16 protein-coding genes and 1 tRNA gene are annotated in these 25,686 nt (G+C 36.4%); 10 read left to right on the top strand and 7 right to left on the bottom strand.

Translation table 11 applies throughout. The annotated features are described in order from the left end of the window. Positions 1 to 54: 54 nt before the first annotated feature. Genes NCE97_RS02805 through NCE97_RS02790 form a run of 4 tightly spaced genes read left to right on the top strand, consistent with a single transcriptional unit; the run spans position 55 to position 6,779 of the window. Positions 55 to 669, top strand: coding sequence for a TetR/AcrR family transcriptional regulator (locus NCE97_RS02805; RefSeq protein WP_353777340.1), 615 nt, complete (start codon positions 55 to 57; stop codon positions 667 to 669). 29 nt (positions 670 to 698) lie between these two features. After that, positions 699 to 2,024 carry a TolC family protein gene (locus NCE97_RS02800; protein WP_353777339.1) on the top strand — a complete coding sequence of 442 codons (1,326 nt, stop codon included), beginning with the start codon at positions 699 to 701 and terminating at the stop codon, positions 2,022 to 2,024. Positions 2,025 to 2,046: 22 nt separating this feature from the next. Continuing rightward, positions 2,047 to 3,216: an efflux RND transporter periplasmic adaptor subunit gene (locus tag NCE97_RS02795; protein ID WP_353777338.1), complete on the top strand. Its 1,170-nt coding sequence runs from the start codon at positions 2,047 to 2,049 to the stop codon at positions 3,214 to 3,216. A gap of 26 nt (positions 3,217 to 3,242) precedes the next feature. Continuing rightward, positions 3,243 to 6,779: an efflux RND transporter permease subunit gene (locus NCE97_RS02790; RefSeq protein ID WP_353777337.1), complete on the top strand. Its 3,537-nt coding sequence runs from the start codon at positions 3,243 to 3,245 to the stop codon at positions 6,777 to 6,779. An 89-nt stretch (positions 6,780 to 6,868) separates the two neighbouring features. Here NCE97_RS02790 and NCE97_RS02785 read toward each other — a convergent pair whose 3' ends face one another. From NCE97_RS02785 to NCE97_RS02760, 6 genes are all read right to left on the bottom strand, one after another. Continuing rightward, positions 6,869 to 9,778, bottom strand: a complete 2,910-nt coding sequence (locus NCE97_RS02785; RefSeq protein WP_353777336.1) for a TonB-dependent receptor — start codon at positions 9,776 to 9,778, stop codon at positions 6,869 to 6,871. 197 nt (positions 9,779 to 9,975) lie between these two features. Beyond that, the gene (locus tag NCE97_RS02780; protein WP_353777335.1) at positions 9,976 to 11,262 is read right to left on the bottom strand and encodes a RagB/SusD family nutrient uptake outer membrane protein; all 1,287 of its coding nucleotides are present in this window, start codon (positions 11,260 to 11,262) and stop codon (positions 9,976 to 9,978) included. A 51-nt stretch (positions 11,263 to 11,313) separates the two neighbouring features. Beyond that, complete coding sequence (locus tag NCE97_RS02775) at positions 11,314 to 14,271, bottom strand: SusC/RagA family TonB-linked outer membrane protein (protein WP_353777334.1); 2,958 nt, start codon at positions 14,269 to 14,271, stop codon at positions 11,314 to 11,316. A 138-nt stretch (positions 14,272 to 14,409) separates the two neighbouring features. Continuing rightward, entirely contained in the window at positions 14,410 to 16,515 is a 2,106-nt protein-coding gene (gene feoB / locus NCE97_RS02770) for a ferrous iron transport protein B (protein WP_353777333.1), read from the bottom strand. Continuing rightward, positions 16,499 to 16,741, bottom strand: coding sequence for a FeoA family protein (locus tag NCE97_RS02765; protein ID WP_353777332.1), 243 nt, complete (start codon positions 16,739 to 16,741; stop codon positions 16,499 to 16,501). Before NCE97_RS02765 ends, feoB begins: the two co-directional genes overlap by 17 nt. A gap of 42 nt (positions 16,742 to 16,783) precedes the next feature. Then, a complete protein-coding gene (locus tag NCE97_RS02760) occupies positions 16,784 to 17,458 on the bottom strand; it encodes an SCO family protein (protein WP_353777331.1) in 675 nt (224 codons plus the stop codon). Positions 17,459 to 17,554: 96 nt separating this feature from the next. Between NCE97_RS02760 and NCE97_RS02755 the strand changes: the two genes are divergently transcribed. From NCE97_RS02755 to NCE97_RS02730, 6 genes are all read left to right on the top strand, one after another. Beyond that, a complete protein-coding gene (locus tag NCE97_RS02755) occupies positions 17,555 to 19,492 on the top strand; it encodes a M1 family metallopeptidase (RefSeq protein WP_353777330.1) in 1,938 nt (645 codons plus the stop codon). Between the two features lie 76 nt (positions 19,493 to 19,568). Then, positions 19,569 to 21,029 (top strand): RIP metalloprotease RseP, encoded by a 1,461-nt coding sequence (gene rseP / locus NCE97_RS02750; protein WP_353777329.1) that lies wholly within the window; start codon positions 19,569 to 19,571, stop codon positions 21,027 to 21,029. A gap of 73 nt (positions 21,030 to 21,102) precedes the next feature. Further along, positions 21,103 to 21,176, top strand: a tRNA-Asn gene (locus NCE97_RS02745). 253 nt (positions 21,177 to 21,429) lie between these two features. Then, positions 21,430 to 21,813, top strand: coding sequence for a hypothetical protein (locus NCE97_RS02740; RefSeq protein ID WP_353777328.1), 384 nt, complete (start codon positions 21,430 to 21,432; stop codon positions 21,811 to 21,813). 271 nt (positions 21,814 to 22,084) lie between these two features. Beyond that, on the top strand, positions 22,085 to 23,809 hold the full coding sequence (locus NCE97_RS02735) for an amidohydrolase (RefSeq protein WP_353777327.1): 1,725 nt from the start codon (positions 22,085 to 22,087) through the stop codon (positions 23,807 to 23,809). A gap of 242 nt (positions 23,810 to 24,051) precedes the next feature. Beyond that, the gene (locus tag NCE97_RS02730; RefSeq protein WP_353777326.1) at positions 24,052 to 24,612 is read left to right on the top strand and encodes a hypothetical protein; all 561 of its coding nucleotides are present in this window, start codon (positions 24,052 to 24,054) and stop codon (positions 24,610 to 24,612) included. Between the two features lie 337 nt (positions 24,613 to 24,949). Here NCE97_RS02730 and NCE97_RS02725 read toward each other — a convergent pair. Further along, on the bottom strand, positions 24,950 to 25,686 hold a 737-nt coding region (locus NCE97_RS02725), incomplete at its 5' end, for a T9SS type A sorting domain-containing protein (RefSeq protein ID WP_353777325.1).

Genomic DNA, 25,686 nt, shown 5'->3' with positions numbered 1-25,686 from the left:
TTTTTTGGTTTATAAAGTTTCCGTTCGTAGTTTTGCCTTGAAATTTTAATGCCTATGCAAGAAAAAATTACAGATAAAGCAGGAGAAATGTTTTTGTCCTTTGGGTTCAAAAGCGTTACCATGGACGATATTGCTAATGAGATGGGTATATCTAAAAAGACCATCTATAAATACTTTAACAATAAAGACCACTTGGTAGATGAGACTGTAACCTATATCCAAGTGACTATCGATAACATCATCGAGGATATTATTGCTAAAGGATATAATGCTATTGAGGAAAATTTTGTGATTAAGAATGTGTTTAAAAACATGTTCAAGAATGCCAAAACGTCTCCTATGTTTCAGTTGAAGAAATATTATCCTGAAACTTATACAAAGCTGATGGCTCGTGAGATTTGCACATTCAGTGATTGTGTGACTCAAAACCTAGAAAAAGGGATAGAAGAAAAACTTTATAGATCAAATATTAATAAAGATATGGTCATGAAGTTTTACTTCATCTTGGTTTTTGGTATTCACGAAAGTGAGCTTTTTGACAACACATTATCGGAAGTTGTAAAAACCGAAATTAAAGTTCTAGAGTACCATACAAGGGCAATTGCTACGCTCCATGGACTCACAGTTTTAGAACAGGAATTAATCAAATACAAAGAAAATCAATCATAACTAAAAGCCCGTAAAACGGCATTGATCTAATGAAACATAATTTTATATTAATAATAAGTATCTGCTTCTCATTTATTGGGTTTTCACAAGATAACCCTATGAGTTTCTCTTTGCAGGAGGCTATTGATTACGCTTTACAGAACAATAGAACTGCCAAGAATGCTGCAAGAGATATTGAAGCTGCCAAAGAGCAAAAATGGGAAACCACTGCAACTGGTTTGCCTCAAGTAAACGGTACTGTTGATTACCAAAATCAAATTAAGCAACAGTTTGAAGCCGTGGATTTTAACCAAGACGGTATCCCCGATTTTGGTGCTAAGCACTCTATGACTGCTACAGCGAGTCTTACTCAGAAAGTCTTTGATGGTTCTTATTTGGTAGGTCTACAATCTGCCAAAGTATTTCTGGAAATTTCAGAAAATGCCAAAGAAAAAACAGACTTAGAAGTTAGAAAAGCGGTTATCAACGCTTATGGCAATGTACTACTCGCCGAAGAGAGCATCCAAATACTAGAGCGCAATATTGCTGTTCTGCAAAAGAATCTGGATGAAACCACTAAAATCTATGAAAACGGTTTAGAGGAAGAAGAAAGTGTAGAGCAATTACAAATAACATTGGCAGGTGTTCAAAGTAATCTTAACAACACGAACAGATTAAAGAATATCGCTTATCAGATGTTCAACATCACTGTTGGTTTAGATATCAATGCGACATCTACACTAACGGATAATCTTGAAAATTTAGCAGAATTTAATATTGTTTTAGGCTTACTAGATGCTGAAGAAGATTTTGAAAACTCTATCGATTACAAGATTGCTGAAAACAATAAACGTTCTAGTGAATTACTGCTTAAGCTTGAAAAAAGCAAAGCCTTACCAACACTAGATGCCTTTTTAAATGGTTCTTACATTGCCAACAGAAACGCTTTCGATTTCACAGATTTTGATAACAAATGGCAAGGTGTCGCTTCATTTGGAGCTACATTAAGAATTCCAATCTTCAGCTCTCTTGGTAGAAGTTCAGCAACACAGCGTGCTAGAATTAATCTTGAAAAATCTAAAGATGACCTTCTAGAAACAGAACAGCAACTTAAGCTTCAGATAAAGAGTGCCAAAAGCAACTATCAATTTTCTATAGAAGATTATGGTATCAAAAAACAAAATCTGGCTTTAGCAGAACGCATAGAGCAAAAAAATCAAACCAAATTCTTTGAAGGTATCGCTTCGAGTTTCGAGTTACGACAAGCACAAACACAACTGTACAGTGCTCAACAAGAATACTTACAAGCCATGCTAGATGTCATAAATAATAAAGCAGAATTAGAAACTGTACTCAATGAAATCACACAAAACTAATCGTTCAAAATATATGAATACTATGAAAAAGTTTATCACCTTATCCATTGCATTACTTGTTTTGTCATCATGTGGTGGTAAAAAAGCAGAATCATTAGACGATTTATTAGCCTCTGAAAACTTAGAGCAAATCAGAGCTAAGAAAGCTGAACTGGACACTGAACAACAAACCTTGTCAGCAAAAATCAAACAACTTGAAGAAAAAATTAAAGAATTAGATCCTCAGGAAAAGATTCCTTTAATAACAACTATTGCTACAAAAGAAGAAGTATTCAATCATTTTGTAGAGCTTCAAGGGAACGTAAGCACAAAACAAAACCTAGTAATTTACCCAGAATATTCAGGAATCTTATCTAAGGTATATGTAAAAGAAGGGCAAAAAGTCTCTAAAGGACAAATGCTTGCCAAAATTGACGATGGCGGATTAAGTCAACAAGTTGCACAATTGCAAATTCAAGCTGATTTAGCAAAAACGACTTACGAGCGTCAGGAGCGCCTTTGGAATCAAAAGATAGGAAGTGAGATACAATTCCTTCAAGCAAAATCAAACTACGAAGCACAGCAAAAAGCAGTGAATCAATTGCAACAGCAAATTGCTAAAACTGTTGTAAGAGCACCTTTTACAGGAACTATTGACGATGTTATCACTGACCAAGGAAGTGTTGTTGCTCCTGGGCAATCGATGCTATTCAGAATTGTGAACCTTAAGGATATGTATATCGAAACCGATGTTCCAGAAAGCTATATCTCTAACGTTACTGCTGGTAAGAATGTCGAAGTAGAATTCCCAATTCTTGGAGAGTCTATGGAAGCTAAGGTGCGTCAAGCAGGGAATTTTATAAATCCAGCAAACAGAACCTTCAAGATTCAGGTAGATGTACCAAATGATAATAATCTTATTAAACCAAATCTTACGGCTAAACTTAAGATAAATGATTATACAAACGATAAGGCCATTTTAATTCCTCAAAGTATTATTTCTGAAAATGCCGAAGGAAAACAGTACGTCTATACCATTGTAGATAAGCAAGACAACAAAGCCAAAGCAAAGCGTGTATTTATCGAAACTGGAAAGACTCAAGGTGATAATATTGAAGTGCTTTCGGGTATAAAAAATGGCGATGAGATTGTGGATGAAGGCGCAAGAAGTGTTAAGGATGGACAAGAAGTGAAGATTCTAGTAATTGAATAATCCAGATAACGCGAAAACATTAAGACATGACCAAAAAAGAGAAAAACGTAAATAAGGAATTTGGATTATCCTCTTGGGCAATCAATAACAAAACCACAATGTATGTGTTGATTGCGTTGATTCTTTTCCTTGGTGCATCTGCTTATCTAAGCATGCCAAGAGAGAATTTCCCAGAGATTAAAGAAACCAAAATATACATAAGCTCTATATATCCTGGAAACACTGCAGAAGATATTGAGAAGCTTATTACAGATCCTATAGAAGATCGCTTAAAGACTGTCAGTAACGTTATTGAAATCGCATCCACATCACTAGAAGACTATTCTAGTATTATGGTTGAGTTCGATGAGAATATTACTGTTGAAGCTGCTAAGCAAAAAATAAAGGACGAAGTAGATATTGAAACTGCAAGTGAAGATTGGCCAACCTTCAATGGTGCTAAAGTAAAGCCAAACATCTTTGACTTAAGTATGTCCGAAGAAATGCCAATCTTAAACATCAATATCTCAGGAGATTACCCTATAGATAAACTCAAAGAGTACGGCGAGTATTTAGAGGATGAAATAGAAGGTCTTCCAGAAATAAAGCAGGTTGACATTAGAGGCGCTCAGGAGAAAGAAGTCGAAGTCGCTGTAGACATCTATAAAATGATGGCTGCACAAGTAAGCTTTGATGATGTTATAGGAGCGATAAGCAGAGAGAATATGACGATGTCTGCCGGTAACCTTATTGCTAGTGGTCAGCGACGAACTATTAGAATTCTTGGGGAGATAGAAGATCCTTCTGAACTTGAAGACTTTGTTGTAAAGTCAGAGCAAGGTAACTCCATCTATCTAAAAGATATTGCTCAAATCAAGTTCAAGGATGAAGATAAAACCACTTATGCAAGAGAATTTGGTGCTCCAGTAGTAATGCTCGACGTTAAAAAACGTGCTGGTAAAAACATGGTTGCTGCTGCAGAACAGATTAAAGTCATGGTTGACGATGCAGTAGAAAATGTATTTCCTCAAGACCTACAAGTAAGCATTTCTAACGATCAATCCTCAAAAACTATTGGGCAAGTAGATGACTTAGTAAATAATATCATCTTTGGTATCATCCTGGTGGTTACAGTACTAATGTTCTTCCTTGGATTTAAGAATGCCCTTTTCGTAGGATTTGCGATACCAATGTCTATGTTCATGTCTTTAATGATATTGAATATGCTTGGTTATACCATGAACACCATGATTCTATTTGGTCTCATTATGGGGCTAGGAATGCTCGTGGATAATGGTATTGTAGTTGTAGAAAATGTGTATAGGTTGATGGATGAAGGAATGCCTCGAATTGAAGCTGCTAAAAAAGGTATTGGCGAAATAGCATTCCCTATTATTATCTCCACTGCAACTACTGTTGCGGCATTTATTCCATTAGGATTGTGGCCAGGTGTAATGGGACAATTCATGATTTATTTTCCTGTAACGCTTTCCGTAGTTTTAGGGTCATCATTGTTTGTTGCAATTTTCTTCAATTCAGTATTAGTATCTCGCTATATGACTACTGAAGATAAAAAGATGCCTGTAAAACAAATCATTAAGATTACAGCCATAATGGGAGTTATTGGTGCACTTATAATGTTCTTTGGAGGTGAATATAGAATCTTAGGAACGTTAATGATATTTACAGCCATAATGCTTTGGGTCTATCGCTTATTCTTAAGAGGTTGGGCTAACGGATTTCAGAACAAAATTTTACCACGTTGGGAACGTTTTTATGAAAAGGTACTTCGAGCTGCATTAAGTGGTCGTAAACCAGCTGCTATTGCTATTGGGACATTCGTCTTATTGATAATCGCTTTCATGGGCTTCGGAGCTTCAGTCGGAAGTCAACGTACCAAAGTTGAGTTCTTCCCAGATAACACACCAAACCAAATTATCGCTTATATCGAATATCCCGAAGGTACAGACATTGAGAAAACTAATGCTATTACAAAAGATATCGAAGAACGTGTCTATAAGATCATTAATGAAGAGGCTTATAAGCATGGAGATTTCAACTTCTTAACAGAAAGTGCAGTATCTCAAGTAGGTGAAGGTGCTGGAAATCCACAAACCGATGGTGGGTCACAAGCCGAAATGCCACATAGAGGTAAGATCACTGCTACAATGCGTGAATACAAATTTAGAGAAGGTGCCGATAGTAACGACCTATTGAAAAAAGTACAGGAAGATCTTAAAGATGTTTATCCTGGGGTTTCAATTTCTGTTGAAAAAGATGCTGTTGGACCTCCTGCTGGATACCCAATTAATATTGAATTAGAAGGAAATGATTACGGTGAATTGATTGCTACTGCTGAAAGAATGCGTGATTTCATTAACTCGAAAAACATTCAAGGTATTGATGAATTAAAAATCGATGTTAACAAATCTAAGCCATCCATGATGGTACAAGTTGATCGTAAAAAGGCAGGGGAGTTGGGTGTTTCTGCAAGTCAGGTAGGACAGCAATTGCGTAACTCAATATTTGGAAGTAAAGCAGGTATCTATAAAGAAGACGGTGAAGATTACGATATCTATGTCCGTTTCAATAAGGAAAATCGTTATAACACCAGTGCCATTTTCAATCAGAAGATAACCTTTAGAGATATGGCTTCTGGACAAATTAAGGAAATTCCTGTGTCTGCAGTCGCTAAACAAAATAATGCTTCAGGATTTAGTGCGATAAAGCATAGAGATGTTAGACGTGTGGTTACTGTATATTCTGCTTTAGCACCAGGATTTACAGATGCAGGCGCTATTGTATCCAAAATCCAAAATGAGATGCAGACATTTACTGATTTACCTTCAACGATAAAGGTAGATTACACAGGACAAATTGAAGAGCAAAACAAACAAATGGCTTTCCTTATGGGAGCATTCTTCACTGGTCTGGGTCTTATATTTTTCATCTTAATATTCCAGTTTAACTCTGTATCTAAGCCTGGAATTATCATGCTGGCAATATTCTTGAGTTTAATTGGTGTATTTGGTGGTATTGTGGCAACAGGAAGTGCCTTCGTTATCATGATGACCATGATGGGTATTATTTCGCTCGCCGGAATTGTAGTAAATAATGGTGTAGTACTGCTTGATTATACACAATTACTTATCGACAGAAAGAAAGTTGAACAAGATCTTGAAGATGATACTTATTTGGCTAATGATGATTTACTGGAAGCTATTGTTAAAGGAGGGAAAGCGCGTCTAAGACCTGTATTGCTTACCGCAATTACAACAATCTTAGGATTAATCCCATTAGCTACTGGATTCAATATTAACTTCTACACACTGTTTAGTGAGTTCAATCCTCATATTTACTTTGGTGGTGATAACGTAATTTTCTGGGGACCGTTAGCTTGGACTGTAATCTATGGCTTGTTCATAGCCACATTCCTTACACTTATTGTGGTTCCTATATTATTCTACTTAGTTACTAGATTAAAGATGAGAATGTATAGCCATAGAGTAGCTGTTACAGAAATTGCTCCTGTTCAGCAAGAAGTTTTTAATATGGATAAACGTATTGGCGATGCCCCAGCCTAAAAATATCTTTCTCTTCTTTTACAGAAGGATTGATTAATAGCAGAAAAGCCTTGGCAATGCCAAGGCTTTTTTATTAAAATAACTTGTGGTTAGAGTTTAAAATTTAATCTTGCAAATAAGAATCTTCCGGTATATCCAAACTGAGATGTTCTCCTAGAGTATACAAACTGATCTCCTGCCGTTCCTCCAGCCCTATTTTCGTCTGGGTATACATCAAGAAGATTATTAGCACCAATTGTAATATTAGTGTTTTCGAAAATGTCATACGAAACTGTAAAATCTGTAACGATCTTTCCTCCGTAAACAGCATCATCTGATACTGTATGATTTTCTACACGATCAGTACCAGCAAAATCATCTGGGTCTTGAACCTCTCCAAAATAAGTGTTTCTTAGCAAGAAATTCCACTTCTTAAAGGATAAGTTATTTGATAAACTTCCTTTTGTTCTTGGCTGCGCTAGTGTTAAGAATGCCTCCTCCTGAGCATCAAAAAAGTTTCCTTCTTGCCCAGCATCCACAATTGCTTGAGGAACATTTAAAGCATCTACTTCTGTTTCATTTAAGCTAAGTGCAAAATCTGAAGTCAACCTTAATTCTTCGTTTAGATCTGCCTTATGACTAAGAACTATATCTAATCCTTTTGTCTTTGTATCTATTGCATTTACAAAAAATCTAGCACTTGTTGCTCCTGCCGAATCAAAAATTTGCGCTGCTTCTGCGCTGGTTCCTGGTCCAAAACTACCACTATATACAATTCGATCATCGATATTAATTAAGAAACCATCAATGCTAAATGTTAAGTTCCAATCAGATATTTTTCCTGTTAGTCCTAAACTAAAACTATTTGAGGTTTCTTCTTTTAGCTGGTCAATTCCTAACAAATCAGCTAAACGACTATCATTTGTAAACGTCCCTTGTTCAAATGGTTGGTTATCCACAAAGACGGTACTTGTTCTACTAAAAAATTGCTGATGCAATGATGGAGCCCTGAAGCCAGTATTATATGCTGATCTAACATTTAGCCCTTCAGTAATCTTGTACCTAGCTGCTAATTTTCCATTAATGGTACCTCCAAAATCCGAGAAATTCTCATAACGCCCTGCTAAACTAACTAAAAATTCTTCTGTCAAGTCTGCTTCAAAATCTACATAAGCCGCTATACTATTTCTCGTTTTATTAATAGCATTGTTGGGATCAAAACCTCTAAATACTTGAGCTCCTCCTCCAAGTACTGCCCCGGTAAAATTATTTGTTACTAAAAGATCATCTGTAGTTGAAGCAGTAACGACATCTCCATTGATATCATAACTTAAATATGATGCTTCTTCACCTTCTTCAATAAAGTAGTTTTCTACTTTATATTCTAATCCAAGAGCAACATTGAATCCTTCGAAAGTATCTTCAAAGAACCTTGAAACATCTAGGTTCGTTGTATTTTGAGAAAAACCTATTCCACCAGCATCAAAACTTCTAGGTGTCCCAGTGCCTAAAGTACCATTACTCGAGTTCCCTACAGTAAAGTCAAAGGTGTTTTGCCCATAAGTATTTGAAAAATCAACATTCCAATTATTAACCTTTCCTTTAATTCCCACAGCAACAGATTTGTCTACAATATCACTACCAATATTCGGTAAAAACCCATTAGGAAATGCAGGCGTATTCGCTCTACCATCTCCTTGGGCTGGTCTTCTGTAAAATCCAGAAGCTAACCCATTTCTGTACGACAATCCTCCAAAAGAATAAATTTCTGCATTTTCACTAACAGGAATACTAGCGTTGAAAAAGAATTTCCCTTCTCTTAGTTTTGAAGTTCCTACTTTGAACCTGAAATCTTCTCTAGTAAGTCCTCGAGCTGCTAATTCTTGTTCATCAGCATCAAAATCCAATAAATCTCTGAAAGTATCAATATCTGTTTGATCATTTAAGTTTAACCCCGCTATTTGTGCTGCTACTGCAGGATCTAAATAAGATAAAGATTGAGCAGCTGTTTGGTAGTCGAAAAGTGTCATTTCTGCAACATTTCCTCCATTTGCCGCGAAGATTCTTTCTGCTCCATGGTAACCTCTAAAAATATCTCCAGCATAATCTTTGTTTCTTAAGGCTGGTTCTCTTGTTGACAAAGTCCCTGTAAAGTTTACAAACCCTCCTTTGTCACCTAGAGGAAGCCCATAATTTGCGTCTATCTTAAATTTTTCACCATCACTTCCTCCCTCAAATTGATTCGAATTTTCACTAAAATTTGCTCCACTGGTAACCATCAAATCTAACTTTTTCGTGTCTTTTTTCAACACAATGTTTATCACACCTGCAATTGCATCAGATCCATATTGTGCTGCTGCACCATCTCTCAAAACCTCTATTCTTTTTATTGCAGCAGTAGGAATTGCATTCATATCTGTTCCTACGCTTCCTGCACCTACCGTTCCGTTAACATTTATTAGTGCAGTATTATGTCGCCTTTTTCCATTAATTAATACAAGTACCTGATCTGGCCCCAATCCTCTTAATGAAGCCGGATCGATATGATCAGTACCATCAGAAACTGTCTGAGTTTGAGAGGTAAATGATGGTGCAACATAATTTAATATTTCATTGACAGATGCTTGTGGACTTTTATTAGCCAATTCAGTTACATCAACAACATCAACAGCTACAGCAGTATCAACAGACGTTCTGCTTGGGTTTCTAGATCCCACTAAGACAATTTCATCTAAAGCAACACCAGGTTGCATTGTTACATTAAGCGTATTACCTGTAACGATTATTTCTTGTGTTTCAAAGCCCACATAAGAAAACACTAATGTATCCCCATTACTTGCTGCAATAGTATAATTACCATCAAAATCTGATGTTGTTCCTGTGGATGTTCCCTTTATTACGATAGAGACTCCAGGTAATGGTTGAGAGGTATCATCTAATACTACTCCTGATACTTCTTGTGCATTAACTATAAATGTACCTAAGAGCATCATTAAAAAAATTGCGTAATTTTTAATCATAATTTTTAGTTTTAAATATCCTGTGAAAATACTATTTTTTAGTAAAATTCTTACATTTTTATGTTTTACGTCTTCATATTTTGTTTTTAGCAGAAAATGCTAAGCGTTTTTTATAGCATACTCAATATTTTCTAAAAGAAAAGCTTTAGCACTGAAGGGGCTAAAGCTCTTCTAACCTAACAAAACTTACTCAAAAATTAATTAGAAGCATTTTCTGTAAACGGTGTTGGAAATTCATTAATTACATTATCTCCTGGTCTGTCTAGTGGAATATACGTATCGTTCAATCGATTTAAACGTCTTAAATCTACCCATCGATGACCTTCGGCAAGTAATGAATAACGTCTTTGTCTTAATATCTCTTCTATCAATGATGTATCGTCTGTAGCTCCCAAATAATTTGGAAGTCCTGCAGCATTTCTTACTCTATTGATGCCAGCCAATACTTCATTTACATCAGAACCTATTTGAGCTTCAGCATAAATCAAAATCAATTCTTCATTTCTAATTAAATATACTGGAGCTACATTGCTATCGTATACAGCGATTTGATAATCCGCTGACAAGCCATCGAACGTTGTTGTTCCTCCTGTAAGTTGGAAAGCTTTTTCTGCTACTCTAGTATCTCCTGCTTCAGCATCGGCAATCCATGAATCGTGTATCATGAATTCTTGTCCCGATTGGTCTGGCACATGAAATTGTGCATTGGCAATATCGTTTCCTGTTAATCCAAAAACATGAGCTGGACCATTAAATAAATCACCATTAATATTAAAGAATGAACCTGCTATTCCAGATATAGCTCCGGAATTATCGCCTTGATACAAAGCTACACGAGCAAATAAGGCTCTATTAAATTGTCTAAATGTAGCAGGGGTATTAAAGTTTGCAAAGCCTTCGCTAATGTTAAAATCAAACTCGGCACCGCCATTTGAAAGATCGGCAGCAGCTTCATCTAACAGATCTCTTATTGCCTGTAAAGCTTCAGGATAACTTACAAAAGGACCTAAGTTTGTCGGATCCGCCACATCGAGTCGAATACCATTAGAGAATTGCCTATTCGCTACCATTAGTAAGGCATATGCTTTTAAAGTTTTGGCATAGCCGAAGTAACTATTCTTAACAGCATCTGAAAATCCGGCCGAAGAGTTTTCTACTGCTGTGACTAAAATATTTGCAGATTTCACAACCTTATACCAAGCAGCAAAAGCTCTTGTGGTTAAGAACCCATTATTGTCTAATGGTCCTTTTAATAACTCTCCCGTATAGCGAGGGTCTACACCACTAAGGTCATAGTACTCTCTACCTAAGATGCTCACAGTATCGTAATGGAATTCTAAATCTACCCTCATTACTGCTTCAAGACCTGTTGCTAATAGTTGAATATCTGCCTGACTGGCTCCACTAAAAGCACTTTCTACAGAAGGTGCATTTGGGTTTTCAACCTCATCCAATTGACATCCCGATGCTATGAAAATTAGCATACACAGGATCAATTTTGATATTATATTTTTCATAATTTAATTTTTTATTGATTAGAAATCTACATTCAAATGAAAGTTAACGAACTGTGATGCTGGGTAAGGTGTCACCTCAACATTGTTAGCAAGGACATTGTTTCCGAAGTTAGATACTTCTGGATCATAACTGTTATAATCGAATATATTGATAAGGTTTCTACCAGAAACACCAACTCTGATTCTCTGAGCATACTTTATGAGACCTTTAGGTAGTGTATAGAACAACCCTATTTCTCTTAATCTCAAATAACCTGCATCTTCAATAACTGGATCTGGATTTACAAAGGCCTGACTTGCTCTGTAAGGTCCATTGGTTAACTGACCTGTTGGATCTAACCCTGTATCGTCATAATCCCAAGTGGTTCCTGCTAAATCGTAAAGAAGTGTGGTAAGGTTGATACCATCTCCGCCTTTTTTCCAATGCCATAAGAAAGACAGGTCAAAGTTTTTATAGCTTATTTCGTTGAACCAAGTCATTTGGAAATCTGGCTCTGCATCACCATACACAAAGAATCCATCGCCTTCCGGGTCTCTCAATGCAATCTCTTCTGCTGTAAATGCAGTTGCATCATATGTTCCTACAATCTGTGTAGCACTTTTACCTTGTTGGATTAAGAATGTTCCTAAGGACGCTGCAAATCCACCTTCGGTAAATGCAGGAACGTCTAGGCGTGTGATTTCAGATTTATTCTTCCACCATCTTAAGTTTGCTGTCCATGAGAAATCTTCCTTATCAATAACATTTGCAGTAAGTCCAAGTTCTATTCCTTTATTTTCTAATTCACCTCCATTAATTACTGTAGCGGTAAATCCTGAAGTTGTTGGGAAATCTGCTTCGATCAATAAATCATCAATCGTTTTATTGTAGAAACTAACTTCAAAATTATACTTGTTATCAAATAATCCGAAGTCGAGACCAAACTCTAATTCAGTTTGGCGCTCTGGCCCAATGTCTGAATTACCCAATAAGTTATCTGGGCTTAATCCTGAGGTACCGCCAATAAATTGAGGGTCAAATAATGTAAAACGATCATTGAAGTTAGGGAATCTTCCTGATTCACCATAAGCGATTCTAGGTTTGATGTAACTTATTTCCTCTACATTCCAAAAATCGAACTTATGTATATTGATTGCTAAGTTAGCCTTAGGGTAGTAATACAATTCGTTAGCATCACCATTGTTAGTAGACTTATCACCTCTAACACCAACGGTTCCGATAACCATATCGTTATAGTTAATCTCTGTTTGGGCAAAGAATCCTGTGTCCTCTTGAGGTCGAATAGTTTGTTGCGTAGAAACACTAGTGGATTGTCCTAGATTGGTTTGCGAACCGTTTAACCCTGTTGCTATTGTAATTACAGTGTTTCGGTCAAAATCCTGAAAGAAGTTACCTAACTGAGTTGTGAAGCTTAGTCCATTATCTAAATTAAGCTCATGTACTAAAAACGCCGAGAGGTTAAAGTTTGTATTGACTGTTGTTCCAGAAATAGCAACACCTCCTAAAGATGAAGGGTCTCTAAAATACGAGAGTGCTCTCGGGAAAATACTGGTCGTTCTCAAAGTATATTGATCAAACCCACCTTCAAGAACAAGCTTAAGCTTATTCATATCTGTAGTGAGTAACTTTATATTTGATGTTGCACTACCAATAAAACGATTTACCTCTTCTCTATTTGTGGTAATTGCCACTGTTTCTAAAACATTTGATCCTGCTCCTCCCGCTGGATAAACACCATCAACTGGTGATAAATCTTCCCATGGATAAGTAAATGCTAAAGCATATCCTATGGTTCTATTGGCATTACCATTATTAAAGAACCCTCTGTCAGCTTCAGAATTAATGTAATTAGTCGTTACATAAAGATCTAACCAATCGTTAAACCTTTGACCAACATTAAGTCTAATAGAACTCTTTTTATAACCTGTGTTATCTACTAATCCTGGTTCATTTTTGTGCGTAACACCAAAGAAATAATCTGTGTTCTCAGTAGCTCCAGAAGTAGTAAATCGAGATGTTGTAGATACTCTTGTATGATCGAAAAGCTCAGCTTCGTAATCTCTTAATGTAGCATTTGCTGGCCCTCCAAAAGCTACAATTTCATCTGGATCCCAATCTCTGAGCCCTAGTAGTTGCGTTGGACTTCTGAGCCCTAAGGTCTGTGAGAATGACACCTTAGGCTTTCCTAGTTTACCTCTTTTGGTTTTGATGATGACTACACCTCCTGCTGCTCGGGAACCGTAAATAGCAGCAGCAGATGCCCCTTTGAGTATCTCGACGCTTTCGATATCTTCTGGGTCTATGTCTGCAATCCTGTTGGATGCATCGTCTTGGTTAGTGGAAGCATTTCCTCCTCCAGAGGCTTCACTTACTACATTATTTCCTAAACCTATTGCTGAGTTGTCTACATAAACTCCATCAACAATAAATAAAGGCTGTTGATCTCCAAAAATAGATGTAACTCCTCTAAGTCGCATTGAGATCCCTCCTCCTGGTGCTCCTGAGTTAGCTTTGATTTCTGCACCATTGAATTTTCCATAAAGCGCACTACCAAGTCCAGACTGGACTGTAACCCCAGTAAGGTCTTGTGCAGATACCGAAGCTACTGCATTTGCAGCATTGGATCGTTTTGTCGAAGTTGCTAAACCTGTTACAACAACTTCATCTAAGCTAGTTAGGGACTCTGAAAGCGAAACATCTAGGGTTGAAGCTGATGTCACTTGAATTTCCTGAGTTTCATAGCCTAGATAGGAAAACACTAATGTGGCAGGAAAACTATTGACAGTAATGGAATAGTTACCGTCAAAATCTGAAGATTGTCCATTAGAAGTACCTTTTTCTAAAACTGTGGCACCACCAATTGGGAGACCTGTAGCTTTATCGGTTATTGTTCCTCTAACTTCTTGGGCAAGAAGAAAACTAGGAACTAAAACAACGAAAACCACAAGCCACTTGAAGAATAATTTTTGGCTCATAATTGGATATTTTGAATTAGTCAGTGTTAAATATCCAAAGAAAATTCAAGAAATTTAAAGATTTTGTGAAAAAAATTTAACTTTCTTTTAACAATATTAAATACTTTTTCAAGATTTAACAGTTTTGAAAGAAATAATTTAATTCAAAATTTGAAATGCTAAAAGTGCTGCTAGATAGGCAATTACGGTCATGCTTCCAAGTTGAATCATTGGCCATTTCCAGCTATTGGTTTCTCGTTTCACAATAGCCAGCGTACTCATGCATTGCATAGCAAAAGCGTAGAATAATAATAAGGAAATGCCTGAAGCTAGTGTAAACACCTTGCTACCATCAGGTTTTACTTCAGCAGCCATACGCTTTACAATAGTATCCTCTCCCGAGTCTTCATCGTCATTAGCACTTCCTACACTATAAATGGTCGCCAATGTACCAACAAACACTTCGCGAGCGGCAAAAGAGGTTGCAATACCTATTCCTATTTTCCAATCATAGCCTAAAGGTTCTATAGCTGGCTCAATAGCTTTTCCAACTAAACCAATGTAAGAATGTTCGAGTTTATGAGCGGCGAGTTTGTCTTCGAATTCTTTTTCGCTTATTGATGGGTAATTTGCTCTTACTATGTTTTCAGCATCGTTGAATTGTTTTCCTGGTCCATAGGATGCCATAACCCATAACACTATAGAAATCGCAAGGATTATTTTACCTGCTTCAAAAACGAATGTTTTGGTTTTTTCTACAACTGTAATCAGGACATTTTTTAGTAACGGGACTTTATAACTTGGCATCTCTACCACAAAGAAACTTTTGCTCTTTATCTTCATGACTTTGTTTAGAACTAGAGCAGAAAAGACTGCCATCAAAAAGCCCAAAATATATAATGCCATTAAGGTTAATGCCTTATAGCCAAAGCCTAAGAAACTCCCTTCTGGAATTACTAATCCTATGATAATGATGTACACAGGCAACCTTGCAGAACAGGTTGTAAAAGGAGTAACCAAAATTGTAATGAGACGCTCTTTCCAGTTTTCAATATTCCGCGTAGCCATAATTGCAGGAATGGCACAAGCTGTCCCCGAAATCAAAGGCACTACACTTTTTCCGCTCAAGCCGAAACGTCGCATAACGCGATCCATTAAAAACACGACTCGACTCATATATCCGCTTTCTTCCAAAACAGCGATGAGCAAGAACAGGAAAGCTATTTGAGGAATGAAAATGACCACACCGCCAATTCCTGCGATAATACCTTCAGCCAATAAGTTGGTAAACACTCCCGAAGGCAGCGTGTCTTTTACCCAATCGGACAGTGCTGCGAAACTTTCATCTATAAAATCCATAGGCACTGTTGCCCAATCATATATTGCCTGAAACATCAATAATAAAATGGCAAAGAAAATGACATACCCAAAGACCTTATGTGTAAGCACTCTGTCCAACCTTGACCTAAAATCTGTTGCTTTAGATTTATCTATAGTCTGCCCTTGCTTGAGTACATTATTAATAAACTGATAACGTTTTACAGTTTCTTTTTGCTGAAGTCTTTTAAGTTCTGCATTAGACTTGGTTTCAAATTTTTCAAGAGCTAATTGACTCCTTGCTACCTTTCCAAAGTTGACGTCTTGCGTAATGACAATCCAAAGTTTATATAAATCTTCTTTCGGGAACGCTTCGGATAATCGATTGAAATATGCTTTATCAATTACAGAAACATCTAAACATGGTATTGTGTTTAATGAGGTGTAATTAGAAATGAGTTCTTTGAGATTATCAATGCCTTCTCCTTTTCTTGTGCTCACTAAAGCAATCTTGGTTTTTAATTCAGCTTCAAGATGTTCGATATCCAAGGAAATCCCTTTTGGCTTCATCCTGTCACTCATATTAATCACCAAAATAGAGGGAATCTTTAAATCTTTTATCTGGGTAAAAAGCAACAGATTACGCTTCAGATTTTCTACATCGGTGACAACGACAGCAACATCTGGAAAGTCCTTATCATTCTTGTTGAGTAGTAATTCGATGACCACATTTTCATCAAGAGAAGATGCATTCAAACTATAAGTTCCTGGTAAATCAATAATGTGTGCTTTTAAACCTCTAGGCAACTTACACACACCTTGTTTCTTTTCAACTGTAATTCCAGGATAGTTCCCAACTTTTTGGTTGAGACCTGTTAAGGCATTAAAGACTGAAGTCTTTCCCGTATTCGGGTTTCCGATTAAAGCAACATTAATCTGTTTTGGCATCGATGAGTTCTATGGTTATTAATGCTGCGGTTTCTTTTCTAATAGCTAAATAACTTCCGTTAATATTGAGGTACATAGGATCCTTGAAAGGTGCTACTTGCAAAAGCTCAACTTCATTGCCAGGTAAGCATCCCATTTCTAGCAGTTTTAACGGTATTTGCTTGGAAGACACATCAGTTATAATTGCAGTATCTCCTTTATGTAAATCGGCAATTGTTAATGCCATTGTTATTTAGATTGATTATAAAGAAGCAAAAGTAACAAAAAATTAATCTTTGTAAGATGCTTTTAGAATTTTAATATCATCCATAAGCTTTTCAATCTCTTCTGGATTGGTACCATCATAAAATCCTCTTATTTGTCGCTTCTTGTCGATGAGCATAAAATTCTCTGTATGAATCATGTCATATTGGTCTCCGTTGCCATCTGTTTTTACAGCGAGATAACTCTTTCTGGCCAACTCATAGATTTGTTTTTTGTCTCCTGTAACCAGATTCCACTTCTTATCATTTACTCCTTTTTTCTTTGCATAGCGTTTCAACTGTGCTACAGAATCTATTTTGGGCGTTACGGAATGCGATAATAACATCACCTCATCATCATCCATAATCTCTTTTTGGATTTGATACATGTGATCTGTCATGATTGGACAAATCGTTTGGCAAGTCGTAAAGAAAAAATCAGCTACATAGATTTTGTCCTTATAATCATTCTGAGTAATCGTTTTGCCATTTTGATTAACCAAGTTAAAGTCTGCTATCGTGTGGTATTTTTTTTGATGCTGAATGGTACTATCTACCATTTCATAGTTTACCATTGATGGTTGATAAATTGGTAATACCGGAACAGGTTTTATAACGGAATAAATAACATATAAAATAATTGCTGAAAGGATTGCAAAGAAAATCGCGAACCGTTTGTAGGCTTTAAAAAATGATAACATAACTGGTGTTTCTCCTACCTAATTGTAAGATTTGCAGGCAAAAATACGACCGAATAGTGATAAAATGGGTAACTTTAACAGCAAAATTGCACTGCTATGAAAAATCGATTACTCCTTTTTTCTTTGTTAGTTTCTTTGACATGTGCATCTCAAATTGACGAAGATCTTTACCAAGGCATTATTGAAGCCGAGCGCAAATCTGCATCGAGTCTTATTCACTTTCGTGCCAATCAGAATACTGCCAATTACGACGTAAAATATCATCGCCTCGAATTTATTGTAGACCCTTCAGTTGCTTCAATTTCTGGGGATGTTACCACATATTTTGTTGCTAAAGAAAATCTATCCGAAGTTATTTTTGATCTTACGCCAAATATGACTGTGTCACAAGTTCTACAGCGTGGTAATAGTCTTGGATTTACTCAAAATAATGATGACGAATTGGTCATTACGCTTTCCGAAACACAAAACCAAGGCGTTCTAGACTCGCTCACTATATCTTACTTTGGTAATCCTGTGAGTTCTGGTTTTGGATCTTTTGCTACAGACATTCATAACGGAAACCCAGTGATGTGGACCCTTTCTGAGCCTTATGGCGCTAAAGCTTGGTGGCCTTGCAAGCAAGATCTTAATGACAAGATTGATTCTGTTGATATTTACTTGAATACACCAATATTTAATTCGCTCAACAATGAAAACATTGCGGTTTCAAATGGTGTTGAACAAAGCCAAACCATAGGAAATGCCAGTAAGGTTACACACTTTAAACATCGTTATCCTATTCCTGCATATTTAATTGCTATTGCAGTGACCAACTACGATGTTTATTCCCATACTGTTCCCAACAACGGAAATCCTTTCGATATTGTCAATTATGTGTATCCTGAAGATTTAGCTACTGCCCAAGCTAGCACTCCAGTGACCGTAGATATTATGAACTTTTTCATAGATCGCTTTGAAGCCTATCCGTTTGAAAACGAAAAATATGGTCATGCTCAATTTGGTTGGGGAGGTGGTATGGAGCATACCACTGTATCATTTATGGGAAACTATAGTAGAAATCTTATCGCTCACGAGCTCGCGCATCAATGGTTTGGAAATAAAATCACCTGCGGTAGTTGGAAAGACATTTGGCTCAACGAAGGTTTCGCAACTTATCTATCTGGTCTTGTTATTGAAGAACTCGACGGCAACAATCCCTTTACTGCGTGGAAGCAACAACGTGTAAATTCTATTACATCACAACCTGGAGGCGCTGTCTATCTCACTGATGCAGACACCACAAGTGTCAGCAGGATTTTCAATGGTCGTTTGAGTTACAATAAAGGCGCTATGGTGCTTCACATGCTTAGAAAAAAACTAGGCGAAACAGATTTTTACCAAGGTCTACAAAATTACTTGGCTGATCCTGACTTAAGTTTTGACTATGCAAAAACTGAAGATTTCATCCCCATTATGGAAGCAGCAAGCGGTGAAGACCTTACCGAATTTTTCGACGATTGGTTATACAATCAAGGATATCCTAGTTATACAGTAAATTGGAACCAACCAATTGCAAATCAAGTGAATATTCAACTGTTGCAAACACAGAGTCATCCGTCTGTGAGTTATTTTGAAGCACCTGTACCACTTCGACTTGTTGGAACTATGGGAGAAACCCAAGATATTGTTTTAGATCATGCGACCAATGGACAAGTCTTTGTCGAAAATGTTGGCTTTACAGTCAATAATATTCTTTTTGATCCCGAATTCGATCTTATTTCTTCAAACAACTCTGTGCAATTAAGCATCGATGAGTTTGCATTAGAGAATCAGCTACAGTTGTACCCAAATCCTGTTTCAGCATTATTAACTATAGAGAAACCAGATCGTTTGGTTGTAGACTCTATACGTATATACAATGTGCTTGGACAAGTGGTTCATCAGCAAGAGTGGTCGCCAAACTTGGATCTATCTAGTATCTCATCAGGGCTTTTGTTTGTTCAATTTCTTACAAACGAAGGGGTAATTAATAAATCCTTGTTAAAAAATTAAGCTTTAAACTCGTAATAGTTTTCTAAATAGGGTTAAAAAGTTAATTTTGTGCTGAAAATTTTACGAAAAGAGATACATGGAGTTTGTAATTCAAATTTCTCAGTTCTTACTGAGTTTGTCCCTACTTATAGTATTACACGAATTTGGACATTATTTACCAGCAAAATTATTTAAAACCAAAGTAGAGAAGTTTTACCTTTTCTTCGATCCTTGGGCAAAACGTCGTACCCCTTCTGAGCTCGAGTCTTATAGAGAACAAAAAACTGTTGAATATGCTGCTGAAGGTGAAACGTTTAAACCCTCATTCTGGGATAAGTTAAAGCCAAAAAGCCTTTCAATAATAAAGAAAAAGATAGGTGAAACCGTTTATGGTATTGGTTGGTTACCATTAGGAGGTTATGTGAAAATCTCTGGAATGATCGACGAGAGCATGGACAAAGAGCAAATGGCAAAGCCACCTCAACCTTGGGAATTCCGTTCTAAGCCTGCTTGGCAACGTCTTATCATTATGCTTGGTGGTGTAACGGTGAATTTCATCTTAGCATATCTGATCTATGTTTTCGCTTCATTTGCTTATGGTGATACAGACATTACTTCTGAAAGCCTTAAAGATGGATATTGGATAGAGAATCCTGTACTGGTTGATCTAGGCTTTAAAACAGGCGATAAAGTTTTAGCAATTAATGACACTAACATTATTAATGATTCTGATATTGTTTCAAATATTATTGGTGCTCAAAACATAACTATTGATAGACAAGGTGAAGTTTCTACAATAGACTTACCTGAAGATTTCTTAGGTCAATTATCTTCTGGAAAGGTAAGAGGTCTTTTTAAACTCAGAGTACCTTTTATGGTTGGTGAGGTTGCAGATTCGTCACTCAATAAATCTGCTGGATTGAAAGAAGGCGATATTATTGCATCTATCAACGGACAGGAGCTAAAATACTTTGACCAGTTAGAAAGTAGAGTACAAGGCTTGGAAGGACAGACGGTTACTGCTTCTATTATTAAAGCTGATAACTCTAGAGAAGAGATGCAGCTTAAGCTGGATAAAAATGGTAAAATAGGCATCATGCCAGCACGTAGCATAAAACGCGCTGAAGAATTGGGTTATGTTGATGTTGTTAGAAAAGAATATGCCTTTGGAGAAAGTTTTGGCGTTGGCTGGGATAAGTTCACGGGACAGATAAAATCTTACTGGGAGCAATTGGGAGTAATCTTTAATCCTAAGACTGGAGCCTATAAAGGTGTTGGTGGTTTTAAAGCTATATTCGATATTTTCCCAAGCACTTGGAGTTGGGCTGCATTTTGGTCATTAACAGCATTTTTATCGATTATGTTAGCGATACTAAACTTACTGCCAATACCAGCATTGGATGGTGGCCATGTAATGTTTACCTTATACGAAATGATTTCTGGAAGAAAGCCAAACCAGAAGTTTTTGGAGCGTGCGCAAACGGTAGGTTTCTTTATCCTAATTGCCTTAGTATTATTTGCCAATGGAAACGATATTTTTAAAGCGATAACCAATTAGTTTTTTCTTTAAAAATATTTGCCGAAAGTAAAAAATAGGCTATATTTGCGCTCGCTAAATGCAAAAAACACCTTCCTCAGTAGCTCAGTTGGTTAGAGCATCTGACTGTTAATCAGAGGGTCGTTGGTTCGAGCCCAACCTGAGGAGCATAGCCACGAAGCCCATTCTTTAATAGAATGGGTTTTTTGTTTTCAAAAAGTTGGGCGAGAAGTTTATGCTGAGCCATGTCGAAGTAAGTCCAACCTAAGGAGCAAATAAAACCACACTACTAGTAGTGTGGTTTTTTTGTTGTAACACTTTAGTTATTATAATTTCCAGCTATTATTTAAATCACATTTTCTGTCATTTTTTAATTATAGATTTAAGTTTGTATATTGATAAGTAAATCATTTTCAATATTGTGTCTCGCTATCTAATAATCGTTTTTGCTTTTATTTCGACTTTAGGTTATTCTCAGGAATGGGAGCACATAAGCACCTCAGATGATGGAAAAGAAGTCTTTATGAGACCTCATTCTAAAAGTTCAGCATGGATTAAAACCACCAATATTGATGTTTATAAAAGTTACTTAGATTCAGAACCAGTTAAAGGGGAAATAATCACACTTTATAGATTTGATTGTGAAAAGCTAAAGATAGGTACACTTGCTACGATTCAGTATGACAATGAAGGAAAGGTAGTGAGGTCAGACCAAACCGAAGAGATTCTTGTTAAGATGGAATACCCATATCCCGATAGTTACGGCGAGCTTTTTCTCAAGACATTTTGTAAATCACATAATTAACTTTCGCTATTCCTACAAAGCTACCTACTTCTTGCAGCTGTTTTGCAAATACATTTTATAATTCTGAATATGCTAAAGCCAATTTATATTGGAAAATCTTTAGCTGAAGAAGTATACCTCGTTAATAAATTATACGGAACAAATTATTGAAAATTCCAAAAGCGATAACAACATTATATTCTAAGTATCTTTATCACAGATTGTTGTAAATTTTATATTTTTACACTTTGTAAGAAATAACTTTCAATTAACTATTAAACTTTTACACAACATGAAAACAAAAAAAATCTTTATAGTACTATTAGGGTTGTGCCTTTTATTCTCTTGTAAGGAACATGAAAACGGCCAAGAAAAAAATAACACTACACTATATCATGGTGGAGATATTCTCACTATGGTAGGTAAAACTCCAAAATACGTAGAAGCATTAGTAGTAAATAATGGAAAGATTGAATTTGCAGGCCTATTGACTGAGGCAAAAGATGTTGCTGGTCAAGGGAGTACAATGGTAAACTTAGAAAATAAAACCATGCTTCCTGGATTTATAGATAGTCATAGCCATTATATCAATTCTTTATCAGTGGCAAATCAATGTAATTTATATGCTCCCCCATCTGGGCCAGGAGCTGATGTTCCTAGTATCATTAGTGAGCTAAAAAAATTCGCTGAAGAAAGAAAAATACCAGATGGAGAATTAATAATGGCTTATGGATACGATGATTCAGTAATGCCAGATGGAAGATTACTAAATAGAGATGACTTAGATGAAGCCTTCCCAAATAACCCTGTAAAGGTAGATCATGTCTCAATGCATGGCTGTGTTTTAAATAGTTTGGCAATGGAATATTACGATATAAGTGCAGATACTGAAACCCCTCCTGGTGGAATCATCGTTAGAAAGCCGGGAACCAATGAGCCATACGGGTTGATTATGGAAACCGCTTATATTCCAATTTTTGCAAAGACGCAGCCAATGACAGAAGCCCAAAAAGTAGAATTCTCAAAGGCAGGTCAAATGCTTTATGCCCAAGCAGGGATAACTACTGCTCAAGATGGTTTAACACATTTCAATGAGCTCAAAACTATGATTGCTGCTTCTGATGCTGGCGCTAATATTATTGACCTAGTAGTCTACCCTTTTGTTTTAGAATTGGATAGTGTTTTAACAATGGTGCCTAAATCTAAATGGCTATCATATAATAATAATTTAAAACTTGGAGGCGTGAAAATTACCTTAGATGGTTCTCCACAAGGTAGAACAGCAGCCTTTACAACTCCTTATTTAATGGGTGGCCCAGGGGGAGAAGACAATTGGACAGGTGAATTAACCTTTCCTCAGGAAACAGCAAATCAAATGGTAAAACGTGTCTACGATATGGATGTCCCTTTGATATTACATTGTAACGGTGACGCATCCATTGATGCATTTCTTGAAGCTTATGAGTATGTCCGTGATGGTGACTATAGTAAACCTTGGAATGTTACAACTATCCATACGCAATTTATGCGAAAAGACCACATCCCAAAATTTGTAGAATATAAAATCAGACCTTCATTTTACACGCTACATACATATTATTTTTATGAAGCACATCTAAAGAACAGAGGCTTTGAACAAGCCCAATATATTAGCCCTATGAGAGATGCCCTAGACGCAGGTTTAAAACCAACAAACCATACCGATTTTGTTGTGGCGCCTTTAGATCAAATGTTTATGCTTTATTCTGCTGTGAATAGAATTTCCAGAAAAGGTGCTGAAGCTGGTCCAGATCAAAGAATAACGCCTTATGAAGGTCTGTTAACTATGACTAGATTTGCAGCAGAGCAGTATGATGAACAAGACAGTAAAGGGACTTTAGAATCTGGAAAGAGAGCCGATTTGGTAATCCTCGATCAAAATCCATTAAAAGTAGAACCTAGTGCTATAAAAGATATTACCGTAATAGAGACCATTAAAGATGGACAAACTATATATAACAAGAAAAAGTTAGAATAATTATTTGTTAATACTTTACTTATACGGGCTTTCTGCCTTTTAAATCCTATATAACATTATTTAGCTTTTATACTATTTGTCAGGTATAGATAATACTACTATATCGTAAAAACCTATCAGGTTTAAAATGAATATTGGATGCTTCCCCAACTTTACAAGTGAGATCTATGCTTTAAGGGTTGGGGTCACCTTTTCCTTTAAAAAACCAGTAATAATTTATGTTAAATCCTAAAACCTCTTTTTTGAAACTTTTCTCTCCCTCTACTACTAGCCTACTCTTACTGTTACTACAGTCATTTTTGAGCTCAGCTCAAGATAAAGTGCATGATAAAAATTCAGAGCATACCAATAAACACTCAATAGCATTAATGCTAAGCCATACTCAAATTAATGAAGGGGTAAATGAACAAGGTAAGCGTCAATGGTTGTCACTCCCCTCTTGGGGAATTAACTACACCTATTTCATTGATGGGAAATGGGCTGTAGGGCTACATTCCGACATTATCATTGAAGATTTTGTGGTTGAGAGCATAGGGAGAAGCTCTCAAGAAACCATAGAACGTAGTTACCCTATAGCAACAGCATTAGTTGGCTTGTACAAACCAACTAAACATTTTAGCATTTTGGCTGGTAGCGGTATGGAAATCACAAAAGAACAAAATTTCTTTTTAGTACGTTTTGGGTTAGAGTACAGCTATCATTTCCATGACAATTGGGAATTAATAGCAAACCTTGTGAATGACTTAAAAGTAAATGGATATAATTCCTTTGGAATTGGTTTGGGTGTAGCACATCATTTTTAGTTTTATTGTATTCTTTTTTATTTGTGACTACTAACTCACTATTATTCAGCATTCTTTCCTTTAATTACAGAACTAGTACCGTTCCTGAATAATCTTATTTTTTGTAAGAAATTTTATCAGAGTTAGTAACTAATTAGGTAAACAAACCCTAAAGAAAAAATAACTACAGCGATACAACAGATAACAATCCAAATGACACCATAATTAGTTGTTTGCTTTTTGACTTTTTCCATCTCTTCATAATAAGTTTTAGTTCAAGTGAGCAGCAATCATCAAAAGATGATTGACTACTCACTTTCCCCTCTATAACAATTCAATTGTTGTTAACTCACAAAAATTAATTTTTAATAATTTTTGTTGTACTCAAAACACCTCTACTGCTGGCATTAAGTCTCATTAAATAAATACCTCTTTCAAGACTTGTTAAGTCAATGAGAGTGTCAGTATTGGATACAGTCTTAGATAAAACTCTTTGACCATTTATATTGAACAGATCCACAACCATTTCATCCGAAATGTTATTATTATTAATTCTGATATTTAATTTATCCACAACAGGATTAGGATAAACATTAAAGCTTATGCCTTCATCAAAGTCATTAACACTTAGACTATTACAATCCTCTCCAGTAACACGAATTATAGTAATAAAATTGTCAGAGATATCAGAACAGTTCACTGCATCAAGGTCTGCCACCGGACCTCCTATAAACCCTGAACCATTGCTCGGGGTACCTCTGTAAGACCATCCCCAGATCCTGCAAATACCAACTCCTGCACCTGATAAGTCAATTGCATTTGTATCTGTGATTGCTAATATTGTATCACTCTCATCCGTAATTACATACCTGTAAGACAAGTTCGTTTCATAACCTGTTTTTGATACTGCAACAGGTGAAGGACCATTATCTACACAGATTGTAGCTTGATCCCCTTCTATTAGTACAGAATCATTTATTGCATTAGTCTCGTCAACATCAATTAAAACAGTTCCCGCCTCTGGCGCAACGCGCACAACTGTCACGAAGTTGTCGGAGATATCAGAACAGTTCACCGCGTCAAGGTCCGCCACCG

The organism is Winogradskyella sp. 3972H.M.0a.05, assembly GCF_040493455.1.
Taxonomy (GTDB): Bacteria; Bacteroidota; Bacteroidia; order Flavobacteriales; family Flavobacteriaceae; genus Microcosmobacter.
Note: the sequence above shows the minus strand (reverse complement) of the source record. Positions and strands in the feature narration are given on the sequence as shown.